The sequence below is a fragment of the Microbulbifer elongatus genome (assembly GCF_021165935.1).
Lineage (GTDB): Bacteria > Pseudomonadota > Gammaproteobacteria > Pseudomonadales > Cellvibrionaceae > Microbulbifer > Microbulbifer elongatus.
Genome location: NZ_CP088953.1, coordinates 896,934 through 910,843, shown reverse-complemented (window position 1 = coordinate 910,843; position 13,910 = coordinate 896,934). Strand labels below are relative to the sequence as shown.

The following is a 13,910-nucleotide window of genomic DNA, read 5'->3' as shown; positions in this document are numbered from 1 at the left end:
TGCTTTTTTGAAGCAGCCCGGATACTGACTTCGCTACGCGACCTGACTACTCCAATAGCGACGCGTGGGAAAAGGCAGGAGACTAAACCGATAACCAATGGCACTGAAGCATGCGCCAAATTCCATCCATTCTTTGTCCACTCCTGCCCACCAAAACACTACCCCTACTCCAGCAACCCACCCGCATGCGCCATCACATGAAAAATCAGGCTCTGCTCATTGGTACCAGATAACAGATGCGCACCGGGGCCGCGGGCCCAGACACCTACATCTTCACCGGCATGGGTTTCACTTCCCAGGGGTACCAGTGCTTCCTGGTGGTAACCGGAAGATTCGGTATCGCTGGCACTGATGTCCTGGCGCCCGGCGCTGACGGGGTCTTCGTAGCGATCATCTGCGTCGGTACTGTCTCCGTAATGGGCGTGGCCGAGACCGTTGGCATAGGTGATGGTGGTATACGGTTTCCCATCGGCGGCGAGTGCCACCTCCGGTTCCGGCGCACCCTCACGATTGTTGGTGACCACCTTGCCGAGAATCGGATTGCCACGGGTAGGGTAGCCGGCGATGGTCATCACGTGGCTGTGATCTGCGGTCACGATGATCAGGGTATCCTCGGCACTGGTACTGTCCATGGCGACCTGTACCGCTTTGGCCATTTCGACGGCATCGGTCAACGCATTGAACGCGCTGCCCGCGTGGTGCCCGTGATCGATACGCCCGGACTCGACCAGTAGAAAATATCCGCGCTCTGATTTGTTCAGCAGTTCGACGGCCTTGCCGGTCATTGCTGACAGGGAAGGTTCACCGGCCTTGTCGTTTTGGCGATCCGCCTCGTAGCGCATATGGGAGCTGGCAAACAGTCCCAACAGCTTGTCGGTGTCGGTGACATCGATCCCATCAAAGCCCGCCTGGTCTTCAATGTATACCGCATTGCCGCCCGCGCGACTGTAACGCTCCTGCCACGCTTCAATCAGATTGATGCCATCTTCGCGCTTGCCACTTTTGCCCTCGCTGTCAGTGACATCTTTGGGCAGAAAGCTGCGGCGACCGCCGCCCATAATCACATCCACACCGTCACCGGCGGCGAACTCGACCATCTGGGTGGCGATATCCTTACACCCTGCGGGAGCCGCATGCTCCCAACCCCGCTCCGGCACTTTGGCATAGGCGGCGGCGGGGGTGGCGTGGGTGATGCGCGCGGTACTGACGATGCCGGTGCGCTTGCCCAGCTCTTCCGCAAGCTCCACCGCGGTGGTCAGCGGGCGCTCCAGACTGCCGGCGCAATCACCGCGGGCCACGGTTTCGTCCACGTTGAGCACACCGGCCTTGGTTTTCACGCCGGAGAGCATGGCGGTGGCGGTGCCGGCGGAGTCCGGGGTCTGTTGATTGGTGTTATAGGTTTTGATCAACCCGGCGAAGGGCATCTTCTCAAAGCTGAGCTGATACTCCTCGCCCGGCTTGCCCTGTTGCTGGCCAGCCAGAATCCGCGCGGCGGTCACTGTTGATATTCCCATGCCGTCACCCACGAACAGAATGACATTCCTGGCGGCGCCGGGCTGGTTGTTAATGGTGACAGCGCTCGCATCGGCGATCGCCTCGCGGGCATCCTGGAACCAGCTGCTGTTGCGCTGGGTCTCCGGCAGATGGGAGGCGGTGGCCTTGGTCGGCGCGGCTTCGCTGGCGACCGTTTCGGATTTGCCGCTGTGACAGGCGGCCAGAGTAACGCCGAAGGCCAGGGCGAAGCCCAGGGTAAAGCGGTTTAATTGCACGAGTATTCCCCCAGAGGCAATTTTGATGGTGATCGGCTTCCGGCGTGGCCGGAAGAAGTTTTGGGGGAGGATACCGGAAATATGCGTCAGATTTACGTCGGGTTCAGCCAATCAGCTTGACCGGGCTTTCGTCGGGATCGCGACCCTGGCCCGCGTTTTCCAGGCGCTCGAGATAGGCCTGCCACTTTTGCTCCCGGGTTTCGCACAACTCCCGCAGATACGCCCAGGTGTAGATGCCGCTGTCGTGACCGTCGTCGAAAAAAATCTGTAGCGCATAACGGCCGGCGGCGGCGACCCGCTCGATTCCCACATGCAGCTTGCCCGCCACCAGATTGCCTTCGCCGGCGCCGTGACCGCGCACTTCGGCACTGGGAGAGTAAACCCGGAGATATTCGGCGGGGAGTTCGAATTCTGCATCCGGGTAGAGGAGGATGAGTGTCTTGTCGGCTTTTTGCAGACGGATTTTTTGCGGTGGGGGCATTGTGTGTCCGGAAAGATTAACCCTGCAGGAGCCTGCTTGCGGGCTCCTGCAGGGTGTTGTACGTCAGAGAATAAAACGAGACAGGTCTTCGTCTTTACTCAGTTCACCCAGGTGCTTGTCCACATAGGCGGCATCGATGGTAATCGCGGTATCTCCGTCGCCACCGACAAACGAGATTTCTTCCAGCAGTCGCTCCAGTACGGTGTGCAGACGGCGGGCGCCGATGTTTTCCGTGGACTCGTTCACTTCGTAGGCCACTTCCGCAATGCGCTGGATACCGTCGTCGGCAAACTCCAGATTCACCCCTTCGGTGCCCAGCAGTGCTTTCTGCTGCTCGGTCAGGGAAGCGCTCGGCTCGGTCAGGATGCGCTGGAAGTCTTTGGAGGTCAGTGAGCTCAGTTCCACGCGAATGGGCAGGCGGCCCTGCAGCTCCGGAATCAGATCGGAGGGCTTGGACAGATGGAAGGCCCCGGAGGCGATAAACAGGATGTGGTCTGTCTTGATCATGCCGTATTTGGTGGTGACGGTGCAGCCTTCGATCAATGGCAGCAGATCGCGCTGTACGCCTTCGCGGGATACGTCGGCACCACCACTTTCCTGGCGCTTGGCGACTTTGTCGATCTCATCGATAAACACGATGCCGTTCTGCTCGGCAGACTGGATCGCTTTGGTTTTGATTTCTTCGTCGTTGATCAGCTTGGCGGCTTCGTCGTCGGTCAGCTGCTTGAGCGCCTGCTTGACGGTGAGCTTGCGCTTCTGGGTTTTGCCCTTGGACATATTGGAGAACATGCCCTGCAGCTGATTGGTCATTTCCTCCATGCCGGGAGGTGCCATGATTTCCACACCCATAGGGCCGGCGGAGACTTCGATTTCGATCTCTTTGTCATCCAACTCGCCTTCGCGCAGTTTTTTGCGGAAGACCTGGCGGGTGCCGGAATCTTTTTCGCTGGGATCGGTGTTGCGCGCCGGCGGCAGCAGGGCGTCGAGAACGCGGTCTTCGGCGGCGTCCATGGCCCGTTGTTTGACACCTTCGGTGGCGCGCTCGCGTTCGAGCTTGATGGCCATTTCGACGAGGTCGCGGACGATGGATTCCACATCGCGGCCGACGTAACCGACTTCGGTGAATTTGGTGGCTTCGACTTTGATAAACGGTGCGCCGGCAAGTTTGGCGAGGCGGCGGGCGATTTCAGTTTTACCAACGCCGGTTGGACCGATCATCAGAATATTTTTTGGAGTGATTTCCGCACGCAGTTCTTCATTGACCTGCATTCGGCGCCAGCGATTGCGCAGCGCAATGGCGACCGCGCGCTTGGCGTCGTTTTGACCGACGATATGGCGGTCGAGTTCGTGGACAATTTCTCTGGGGGTCATGGACATGATATTTCTCGAATTCTTTCGTTTGTCCCAGCGCTCGTTTTATTGAAGCGCGGTGGCGGCGGGGTACCGGGTAGGGGTTTTTGAAACCGCTGTGAATACATCCCTGTACGCTGCGTCGGCGACGTCCCTGTCGCCGACGCTTTCAAAAACCCCTACCCGGCACCCCGCCTTCTATTCGTGGTGAATTACTTCGTCGCTGGTTTGCAATCAGTAACTCAACTCTTCAATGGTGTTGTTGTGGTTGGTGTACACACAAATGTCACCGGCAATCTTCAATCCCTGCTCCACAATCGTTCTCGCATCCAGTTCAGTGTTATCGAGCAGCGCGCGTGCCGCAGACTGGGCAAAGGGGCCACCGGAGCCGATGGCGATCAGATCGTCTTCCGGCTGGATCACGTCGCCGTTACCGGTAACGATCAGGCTAGCGGTTTCGTCGGCGACGGCGAGGAGGGCTTCCAGGCGTCGCAAGGCGCGGTCGGTGCGCCAGTCTTTGGCGAGTTCGACGGCGGCGCGGGTGAGCTGGCCGTTGTGTGCCTGGAGCTTGGCTTCGAAGCGCTCGAACAGGGTGAAGGCGTCGGCGGTGCCGCCGGCGAATCCGGCGATGACTTTATCGTTGTACAGGCGGCGGACTTTGCGGGCGTTACCTTTCATGATGGTGTTGCCCATGGAGACTTGCCCGTCACCGCCGATTACGACTTTGCCGTTTCGGCGGCAGGAGAGAATGGTAGTGCCGCGATATTGTTCCACGTGTGCCTCGGTGTTTTACATTTCGAGAGCACTAAGTGTGGTCGATGGGGGCGGATTTCAACTTGCCGAAGGTGACTTTGCGTCCCTCCGAGACGCCGCAGGCGTTGCGGCCTAGCTCTGGGCCGGGCGTTTGAGCACCAGTGGCATCAGCCGATGTTCGGCCAGCACCCCGCGGGCGGCGGCCATTTTGGAGCGATTGGTGTAGGGGCCTACGAGCACCCGGTGCCAGGTGCCGCGGTTGTCGGTGGCGGACTCGACTTTGACGTCGAGGTTGGCGAGCATCAATTGGGCGCGCAGGCGCTCGGCCTCGCCTTTGTCGCGGAAGCTGGCGGCCTGAAGGATATACACGAGATCGGATTTGGGTTCGCTGCGTACCGGCGAGTCGTCGCTGTCTCCCTCACGCACGCGCACCTGCGGATTCTTCGGCTTCGGGACCTTCACTTCGCTCTCTTCGAGCAGCTTGTAGAAGTCGAAGCGCGGCTTGGATTCTCCAGGCGCAGGCTGTTCCGCGGCCGGTTTATCGGCGCGCTTGGCCACCTGCGTCTGCCCGGTCTTGAGGTCATTGAGCAGGAATACAAATACCGCAAAACCCCCTACGAAGTTGCCCAATACAAACCACACCCAGGCGGGTTTGCCGGTGGATTGTTGGCGGCGGGTATTGCGGCGGGCCATGGGCGTTCTCTCGTTTTTGTAAATCGTTTTATCAGCGGGCGGGAAATTGTACCGTCTGCGACCGGCGCTGTGGACGGATTTTAGGATAACTCCTGGGCATCCATGTCCACCGCCCAGCGCAGACGCCGATTGCGGTTGCCTTCGGCCCACTGGCTGAATTGTGCCAACAGGTTCTGCAACAGGCCGCGCTTCTCTGCGGTGATCTGCAGGTAAAAGCGGAAGCGGCCGGACTTGCGCTCGAGCAGGGCAGGCACGGGACCCAGGTACTGAAGCTCTGGTGAGGGCGGTGCCAGCGCCTGGAAATAGTCCCGGGCACTGGCCAGAAATTCCTCCGCCCAGCGCGGCTCCTCGCACTCGGCGCGCACCAGCGCCATGGCCCGCAGGGGGGGCAGCTGGGCGATTTTACGCTCTTCCATCAGCTGGCGGGCAAACGCCCCGTACCCTTTGCTCAGCAACAGTTGCAGCAGCGGGTGCTCCGGGTAGCGGCTCTGCACCAACACATGACCGCGCAGATCGCCGCGGCCAGCGCGGCCGGCAACCTGCTCCAGCAGCTGCCCCATACGCTCGGGGGCACGAAAATCTGCGCTGAACAGCCCGCCGTCCGCATCCTGAATCACTACCAGGGTGACTTTGGGCAGATGGTGGCCCTTGGCCAGCATCTGGGTGCCCAGTAACAGGCAGGGCTCGCCGTTGCGCGCCGGCTCCAACAGTCTGTCCAGGGCCTGCTTGCTGGCGGTGGTGTCCCGATCCACCCGTATCACGGGGTACTGATTAAATGTGTGGGCAAGAAAGTCTTCACTGCGCTCGGTGCCCGCCCCCAACGCATTGAGATTGCGACTGTGGCACTGGGGGCAGCTGTGCACCTCGCGCATGCGGTAGTCGCAGTGGTGGCAGCGCAGATGGCGTTGGCGCCGGTGCAGCGTGAGTTTGGCAGAGCAGTGCGGGCAGTCGGCCAGCCAGCCGCAATCGTCACAGGTGAGGGCCGGGGAATACCCGCGGCGGTTGATGAAGACCAGCACCTGCTCGCCGCGATTCAGGGTTTCACCGATATGGCGCAGCACCTGCGGCGCGAAACCCTCTTGCAGCGTCTGATGCAGGATGGGCACCACACTGATCTCCGGTGGCCGCGCATTGCCGGCACGGTGGCGCAGGCGCAGATGCTGGTAGCGGCCACTCAGGGCGTTGTGCAGGCTTTCCAGGGACGGCGTTGCCGAGCCGAGCAGCACCGGTACGTCGGCATTTTTTGCCAGCACTACCGACAGGTCGCGGGCGGAGTAACGCACCCCGTCCTGCTGCTTGAAGGAGCCGTCGTGCTCCTCGTCAATCAGGATCACGCCGAGGCGCGGCAGCGGAGTGAAAATGGCCGAGCGGGTGCCGATCACAATATCGGCTACCCCGCTGGCAGCGGACAGCCAGGCGCGGGCACGCTCGCCGTCGGCCAGGCCCGAGTGCAGGGCGGCGATGCGGAAATCCGGGAAGCGCGCGGCAATGCGGCGCAGGGTCTGCGGGGTGAGGCCAATCTCCGGCACCAGCAACAGGGCCTGATTGCCGTCGCGGAGTGCCCGTTCCATCAGGCGCAGGTAGACCTCGGTCTTGCCGCTGCCGGTGGTGCCCTCTAATAAAGATGCACTGAAGCCTGCGGGCGGGACCGAATCGATCACCAGGCGCTGCTCCTCGTTCAGCTCCGTTGCGGGGCGGGGTTCCACCGTTTCCAGCGGCGGTGGCGCGGTGGGGCCCGACACCCAACGCGCCAGCCCGCGCTCGATAAGCGCTTTGCACACACTGCTGTTGAGGCCACGGGCATTCAGTGCGGTGCGGCTCTGTGGGCCGCTCCCCAGCAGCAGTTGCAGCAGCGTCTGCTGTTTCTTGGCGCGCGCCAGTGCGGTTTCCGGCAGGCCCTTGCCCTCCGTGGTCAATTCCAGCCACGGTTCCGCCCAGTGATCTGCCGGCTTGCCCTTGCGCAGGGCCACCGGCAGGGCCGCGGCGTAAAGCTCGCCCACTGGCGCCTGATAGTAGTCCGCGGCCCACTGCAGAAAGTGGCGGCTGCGCGCATCAAAGATCGGCTCGCGGTCGAGGCGTTCACTGGCGGGCTTGAGCTCCGCGAGGGGCGACTCCGCCACCACTTCCACCAGCACCGCCACCAGGTCGCGGTTGCCAAAGGGCACCTGGAAGCGCTGGCCCGGTTGCAGATCCTCGGCCCCCAGACCTTTTGGGGGCAGGTAGTCGAACAGCCGGCGCAGGGGTACCGGTACCGCCACGCGCAATATGGCGGGCGGGCGTTCACCAGTCCTGCCCAGGCGGTGTTGTTCCGTTTGTACCTGCAAGCGGCCCCCAATTGACGTTATCTGCTGCGCGGAATTTTCAGAGCGCGCTAGTTTACCGGCTGACGTCCGCGGTTACAGCCGGCATCGCTAAACCATCCCGCGCATATTTATGGCGCACAAAACCACGCGCAAGCCCAAAACCTCTTGCCTACTCTAATTTTCAGAGTACTCTACACATCATCTCTACATTTTAGAGTAGACCGGGACCCAAGCCCTTGTAGGGCCCCTCTCACTGAACAAGGATTCGTAACCATGACCGACGTGAACAAATTGCAGAGTGACCTGGACTATATCCGCGGCGCCATCGGCGAGGACGCCACAGCCGGAGGCATACCGGCGCTGTATTTCCTGTGGGCTGCCCTGATAGCAGTGGGCTTCAGCCTTCCGGATCTGGCCCCCCGATTCGCCGGCGCGTATTGGCTGTTCGCTGGCACGGGCGGAGGCCTGTTCAGCTGGTGGCTCGGCGCCCGCGAGAGCCGGCGTCACGGCTACAACAATGCTCAGCTGGGGCGGCGCTACGGCCTGCACTGGTGTCTGGTGGGCGCGGCATTTCTGCTGTGCTTCCTTCCGCTGGTATTGGGGCGGGTCACTCCCGAGATGGGCGGCGCCAACTTTCTGCTGGTGACCGGCATTGCCTACAGCCTCGCCGGCGTTCACCTGGAGCGACCGCTGCTGTGGTGTGGCGTCCCGATGCTGATTGCCTATGGGGTGCTGGTGGTGTTTATGCCACCCCACATCTGGACGATTACCGGGATCAGCGTGGGCGCCGCCTTGTGCTGGGCCGGTTTCAGCCGTCGCGCGGCGCTGAACGCGGACCACACCCCATGAAGGCGCTGACCGCCCTTGACCCATTGCTGGAGCACCGCATCCGCCTGGGCACGTGTGTACTGCTGGCAAAGCACGGCGAGCTCAGCTTCGCCCGGTTGAAGAGCCAGCTTCACGCCACCGACGGCAATCTGGGCGCGCAACTGCGCAAACTGGAGGAGCGGGGCTATCTGCTGAGCACAAAGGATTTCGTGGAGCGCAAACCGACCACCTGGTACCGCCTCAGCGATGAGGGGCTCGCTGCGCTGGAGTCCCACATGACCGCATTGCGCGCACTGATCGATGCAACGGGCGTCGGTGCCGGAGAGCCGTGACCCCCAAGCCGCATTTACGCTTGAATCGGCGGGCTAATCTGATAGTATGCGCCGACTTTTTAAACAGCCCGGGGACGTTTCCCCTACACCAATGACGATCCCGTGCTCAGCGAACGACTGGGTGGCGGTATCGAATAGAGGCCATCATGAAGACCGATATCCACCCGAACTACAGCGAAATTACTGCAACTTGCTCCTGCGGCAACTCTTTCAAAATGGGTTCCACACTGGGCAAGGACATCCAGCTGGACGTCTGCTCCAACTGCCACCCGTTCTACACCGGCAAGCAGCGCGAAGCCAGCACCGGCGGCCGCGTGGATCGCTTCAAGAAGCGTTTCGGCAGCCGTATCTCCAAGTAAGAGAACGCGCGATCGAGACCCGCTCCGGTATGCATCAGGCAACACCGGCAGCGACAAAAAAGACGCCCCGGAACTTCCGTGGCGTCTTTTTTTGTGCCTGCCTGCTGCTCGGCCTCGCTGCCACGCCCGCCACCACATTGGCCGACTGCGTACTGGGGGAGGCAGATGAGGTGGTGGCACTGCAGAAGGTGGTGGACGGCGATACCCTGCGCCTTACCGACGGTCGTCGTGTACGCCTGATCGGCGTAAACACACCGGAGCTGGCCCGGGGCAAACACCGTGCACAACCTCTGGCGGAAGAGTCCCGGGAGTTTGTGCAGCGCTTTCTCGCCCGAGGCGACCTGGAACTGGTGTATGACCGCGACCGCTATGACAATCATGGGCGCGTACTGGCCCATGTCTACAACCACCGCGGGGACAGCCTGGAATCCGCGCTGCTGGCCGCCGGACTCGCCTTTCATATCGCGGTGGCCCCCAATGTTGCGCTGGCGGAGTGCCTGTCAAGTCGCGAGGATGAGGCGCGGCTGCGCCAGCGCGGTGTGTGGCAGCCAGGGGTCTGGCCCACCATTCAGGCTGCCGAGGTGCGCGCGGGTGATGGGGGCTTCGTGCTGCTCACTGGCACGGTAAAGAAAGTGCACAAGAACCGTTATATCTGGCTGGACCTGGATGGTCCCGTGGCCCTGCGCGTGGACCCCAGAGGTGCGCCGCGCATGTCCCGGCGCAACGACTGGAACGGACGCAGACTGATGGTGCGAGGTTGGCTGGTGGACCGCGGCGCGGATTATGTGCGCAAGAACCCCGGGCACAAACGCTGGTTTCTCGCGGTGGATTCCGCGCAGACCGTGGACCTGCTGCGGGACTGATCGACAGGCGAGCACGGGAGAGTACAAGAAAAAGATGCGCGGCGCCGGGCACCGCGCACCCGGGATCAGGCCTGAGACTTCAGACCCGGTCCCCGATCACTCGCCCTGCGGGTTGTAGACCCACAGTGCGTTGTTGACGTGGTACCCGGTGTCCTCTCCAATCAGAACACGGCCATCGTCCAGCACTTCAATATTGTCCGGGCTGGCAATGGCATCCACTGGGCAGCGGTTTTCGGCACTGCCATCGTAGGTACCGCCGACCACGACCGGCTCCATCCGCAGCACGTCGTAATCGGACTGCAGGCCGAGGCGATAGACAATACCGCACTTGTTGGCATCAACCTGGATATCCCCCTCGTCGTCGGCCATGGCGTAGTCCACGGAAGACATGGCGACGTACATATACGGCACGCTGTTGTCCGCGGCACCGTTGAAGTTGATGTTGATCCCTTCCATTTTGTTGAACTCGACGGTAGCCCCTTTGGCCTCAGCGGCGCGCAGGGTTTCCAGGAAGGCCACGCGGCTGTCGGGGGCGGTGCCGTTGGCATAGGCGTCGATTTCCGCATCGGTGATGTAGCTGGTTTCACCTTCGACAAAGTCGCTGCGGTCAATGTCATCGTACTCGGCAATCCAGCTTTCCAGCTCGGCGTTGCTGGCGTGGCCCAGCTCGATCCAGGTGATGTCGAATCCGGCTTTCGCGGCGTCACGGGTGGCATCCTGCTGTACTTTCGCCGCGTACAGGGTGCCGGTACCCAGATCACCAGCGGTGTCGGCAACAAATTTAAAGAAGCCTTTATTGCCACCGTCGTCGGTCAGGTACACGGTTTTGCGGTCCGGCATGACTACCGGGTTTTCGTGTGCCATGCGTCCCAGGGTAAACAGCTTGACCGGCAGTGGCGTCTCGCTGGTGGGCTCGGTGATTTCCACGATGTAACCGTAGCGATAAGGGTTCGGGTAGGTGCCGCCCAGGTAGTCGGTGAGCAGATCGATATCCGCGTTGTTGGGGTAGCCGGTGGAATAGTTCGGGTCGTTCCAGTGCGCGGTGTTTTCCGCCTCGTAATTTTCTTCCGAAGTCAGCGGAGTGCCCCAGGGGGATACGCTGCCGAAGCAGTTGATCAGGGTGCCCTGCACCGGCGAGAAGTCCACATCGGCGGCACCGGTCACCTGCCAGCTGCCGTCCTGCTGGCGCTGCAGGTTTACCCGGTTCATGGCACCGGGGCGATCTTCCCAGGCCACGTACAGCATACCTTCACTGCCATCGGCGTTGGTGGGGATAAAGGCGTTGAAGTCCGGGTTCTGGGACTGTTTGAGGGCCATGCTGGCATCGCCTTTGACAATGGCGCCAAAACCAAACGGCAGAGCGCCGGCGAAGGTGTCACCACTGCGGCCCAGCACCTGATACTCACCGGTGGCCACCTGTACTACCTGCGCTTCCGGTGCGTCGGATGCGGGCACCGGCACCGATGCCAGGCGCGGATCCAGATTGTCGATATCCACACCGGTCCAGGCACCGACGGCAGCGTCGTTCCAGCCGTCTGGCAGGGTATCGGACGGGTGCTGTACGTTGAAGAAGACTTCACCGTTGTCGGTCTTGAATACGCCGGTAACCTCGGCGCCCAGCGGCAGGGTAGCGACTCTTACCAGTGCCGGCGCCGCGGTCAGGTCTTCGCCATCGGCGCCGTCCTGGCCGTCCTGGCCGTCCTGGCCGTCCTGGCCGTCCTGGCCGTCCTGGCCGTCCTGGCCGTCAGCACCGTCGACGCCATCAATACCGTCAACGCCGTTGGCGCCATCGGCACCGGCCTGTCCATTCGATCCGTCGTCGGCACAGCCGCCCAGTAGCAGCGCGCTGAGCACGGCGATGGCGAGTGCATTTTTCGTAAACAGAGAATCGTTATTGTGCATGGTTTTGCCCCCGTGAAATCCAAAAATAGAAAGCGCCGACCAAAACGGTGGCGCTTAGACCAAGGATCCACATCTGCCATGAAGAATTCGCGATCGTTCAGTGACGGTTTTGGGGGAATTTTATTGCTAAGTTTTTACCTCAAATAAAAATAATTACCAGTTATCCGACTCGCTCCGCGCCCAGTTCAATCGCATATCCCAGCCGAAGAAGCGGTGCTCCGCCTGCAGCGGCGGTGTTGCATCTTCAATCTGCTGGTGAATATTTTGCGCCGGCCGCCAGCTGGCATCGCGCCCCTGCACGTAACTCTGGTGGCGCACAATATGGGTGTACGCCTTGTTCATCGCCAGCGCGCGCTCCCGGGAAGGGGTTATCAGGGTGTACACGTCGGCCGCTTTTACCGCCTCCTCGTTCACCGAGCCATCGGCGTTGTACCAGCGTTCGAGCATTTCCGGGTTTTCCCGGAATTCACTGCCACCGCCGGCGCGCTTCAGATACTGGAGGATCTCGCCTTCCTGTTGATTCACGTTGGGCACATCCGCCATACCGCGCAGATTGATATATCCCCAGCCCTCAGGGCCGGTGACCTTGCGCGAGAACGAAAATGTCTGGTCAATGGTGGTGCCGATGGCGGCGTGACAGCCCATGCAGAACAGCATTTCTTCTCGGTTTTGCGGGCGCAGATGTCCGTCGTAGTCTTCGATAAATCCGGTGAGCAGCCAGCCCATACCGTTCTCGCGACCTTTATCACCATGATCCACGTAGTAGGGCAGTTCGCCGAGCACTTTTTCCTTGCGCTCGGTGCGGTAGCGGTTGTCCAGGTCGGTCACGGTGAGCTCGCGAATTTTTTTCATATAGCGCAGCTCTTTCATGCGCGCGGGCACCCCGATATTGCCCGCCTCATCGACCCCCACATAGCGCACGGAGTGTATAAATTCGGTCCCCTTGGGGAATTGCTGATCCACCACCGCGACCTCGGCGGCATCGCCAAAGTAGTGGGATTGCGGTGTCAGCCAGCGCGTATCACCCCGCAGTGCGCCATCGCCGTCCAGATCCCGCGCCACCAGGCGCTCATCCATTGCCACAATAGGCATACGCGGCAGCTGTTTGATATTGAGCTCGGCCAGCGCCAGATTCAGCAGATACAGATCCCGTGAATCCTCGCCCCCCAGCTGGCGGAATTTCTGCGGCAGGCGGATGGCCACATCATCGGTATTGCCGTTGGTGGGCCAGAAGGTGCTGGGGAGCGGTTTGTAGTTGAACGCCACCCAGCCACTGCCATCGCGGGCAAATCCCTGCGCATCAAACGCCGCCGCAGCCTGATCAAAATCGGTCAGGTCGGGTATAAAGCCTTCCCAGCCCTGGGCGCGCAACCGCTGCGGCAGTGCGCTGTAGTTGTCCTGATTGATGTAGTCGACAATGGCTTCGTCACTGACCTGCTGCAGCCACGCGCTGCGGTCCACAAACAGGTTGGCCCAGTGGTTTTTCAGGCCCTCATCGGAGAACAGGTAGCTTCCCTGAATACCGCCATCATCCAGCATGTTCATACGCGGTTGCTGTGGGTCGCGCTCATAGAGCTGGTGGCACACATAGCAGGGGTTATGCCGCCCCTCGGTTTTCGTGTAACACATGGGCGGCACCGGCGCTTCCGGATTGGCCTCGTGGGTGCCGGTTTCCGGCAGACGCGCCGCCAGCGGCACGGGTGGTAACAGCGCCGCATCCTGTGCAAGCTCCGCAGCCTCCTGCCCGCAGCCAGCCAGAAGCAGACCCGCGAGACTCCAGCAGACACGGCGGAAGATGTAAGTGAAGGACATTTTTATGTTCAGCCATAGTGAAGGAATTGAGCGACCATGACCCTAACGTCAGCGGATGACAGAAGGATGAAGATGGGGAGCGGGTAGGGGAACGAGTAGTGGAAGCGGCCAATCCGCCGGTCGGCGGCGGGTAGCTGCTGCATTCTGGCCACCGCAAAAGGCCTATTGGCAACACCCAGAAAAGCACGTTCGGCGGAGCGCACCCCCACAATGACCGCAACATCATCCTAATTATGTAAAAAAACTACAGGATTTAGCACCTTTAAAGCCTGAAATCACACCACTATTAGTACAGATATTTCGGGACGAGCGGATTTTCAACTTGTAGGCTTTCCACCCCCTCGGTTATCCTTCCTGCCACGGCACCGCCCTGAAATCAGAGGCGAACCCACAGCCCCACAATAAAATCAAAATTTCCGCTGTAACCCGCCGCCAACCGGAGAATGCTGGCGGCTTTCCAAACCA

Annotated in this window: 12 protein-coding genes; 4 read left to right on the top strand and 8 right to left on the bottom strand. The window is 61.1% G+C overall.

Annotated elements, in window-relative coordinates; genetic code table 11:
• Positions 1–164: 164 nt before the first annotated feature.
• The 6 genes from LRR79_RS03770 to LRR79_RS03745 all read right to left on the bottom strand — a co-directional run bounded on the left by LRR79_RS03770 (position 165) and on the right by LRR79_RS03745 (position 7,370).
• A complete protein-coding gene (locus LRR79_RS03770; RefSeq protein ID WP_231759076.1) occupies positions 165–1,769 on the bottom strand; it encodes an alkaline phosphatase in 1,605 nt (534 codons plus the stop codon).
• Between the two features lie 103 nt (positions 1,770–1,872).
• A complete protein-coding gene (locus LRR79_RS03765) occupies positions 1,873–2,250 on the bottom strand; it encodes a gamma-butyrobetaine hydroxylase-like domain-containing protein (RefSeq protein WP_231759075.1) in 378 nt (125 codons plus the stop codon).
• Positions 2,251–2,313: 63 nt separating this feature from the next.
• Positions 2,314–3,630: an ATP-dependent protease ATPase subunit HslU gene (hslU, locus tag LRR79_RS03760; RefSeq protein ID WP_269455113.1), complete on the bottom strand. Its 1,317-nt coding sequence runs from the start codon at positions 3,628–3,630 to the stop codon at positions 2,314–2,316.
• A 204-nt stretch (positions 3,631–3,834) separates the two neighbouring features.
• The gene (gene hslV / locus LRR79_RS03755; RefSeq protein ID WP_010132036.1) at positions 3,835–4,374 is read right to left on the bottom strand and encodes an ATP-dependent protease subunit HslV; all 540 of its coding nucleotides are present in this window, start codon (positions 4,372–4,374) and stop codon (positions 3,835–3,837) included.
• Between the two features lie 111 nt (positions 4,375–4,485).
• Positions 4,486–5,046: an SPOR domain-containing protein gene (locus tag LRR79_RS03750; RefSeq protein ID WP_231759073.1), complete on the bottom strand. Its 561-nt coding sequence runs from the start codon at positions 5,044–5,046 to the stop codon at positions 4,486–4,488.
• 80 nt (positions 5,047–5,126) lie between these two features.
• Entirely contained in the window at positions 5,127–7,370 is a 2,244-nt protein-coding gene (locus tag LRR79_RS03745) for a primosomal protein N' (RefSeq protein ID WP_231759072.1), read from the bottom strand.
• A gap of 252 nt (positions 7,371–7,622) precedes the next feature.
• Between LRR79_RS03745 and LRR79_RS03740 the strand changes: the two genes are divergently transcribed.
• The 4 genes from LRR79_RS03740 to LRR79_RS03725 all read left to right on the top strand — a co-directional run bounded on the left by LRR79_RS03740 (position 7,623) and on the right by LRR79_RS03725 (position 9,731).
• Positions 7,623–8,198: a hypothetical protein gene (locus LRR79_RS03740; RefSeq protein ID WP_231759071.1), complete on the top strand. Its 576-nt coding sequence runs from the start codon at positions 7,623–7,625 to the stop codon at positions 8,196–8,198.
• Positions 8,195–8,509 (top strand): transcriptional regulator, encoded by a 315-nt coding sequence (locus tag LRR79_RS03735; protein WP_231759070.1) that lies wholly within the window; start codon positions 8,195–8,197, stop codon positions 8,507–8,509. Before LRR79_RS03740 ends, LRR79_RS03735 begins: the two co-directional genes overlap by 4 nt.
• A 146-nt stretch (positions 8,510–8,655) precedes the next feature.
• Positions 8,656–8,868, top strand: a complete 213-nt coding sequence (rpmE, locus tag LRR79_RS03730) for a 50S ribosomal protein L31 (protein WP_231759069.1) — start codon at positions 8,656–8,658, stop codon at positions 8,866–8,868.
• 29 nt (positions 8,869–8,897) lie between these two features.
• On the top strand, positions 8,898–9,731 hold the full coding sequence (locus LRR79_RS03725) for a thermonuclease family protein (RefSeq protein WP_231759068.1): 834 nt from the start codon (positions 8,898–8,900) through the stop codon (positions 9,729–9,731).
• A 96-nt stretch (positions 9,732–9,827) separates the two neighbouring features.
• Here the strand turns inward: LRR79_RS03725 and LRR79_RS03720 are convergent, their stop codons facing one another.
• Together LRR79_RS03720 and LRR79_RS03715 are read right to left on the bottom strand one after the other, a co-directional pair.
• Entirely contained in the window at positions 9,828–11,633 is a 1,806-nt protein-coding gene (locus tag LRR79_RS03720) for a PhoX family protein (RefSeq protein WP_231759067.1), read from the bottom strand.
• A gap of 153 nt (positions 11,634–11,786) precedes the next feature.
• Entirely contained in the window at positions 11,787–13,445 is a 1,659-nt protein-coding gene (locus LRR79_RS03715; protein ID WP_231759066.1) for a hypothetical protein, read from the bottom strand.
• Between the last annotated feature and the right edge of the window lie 465 nt (positions 13,446–13,910).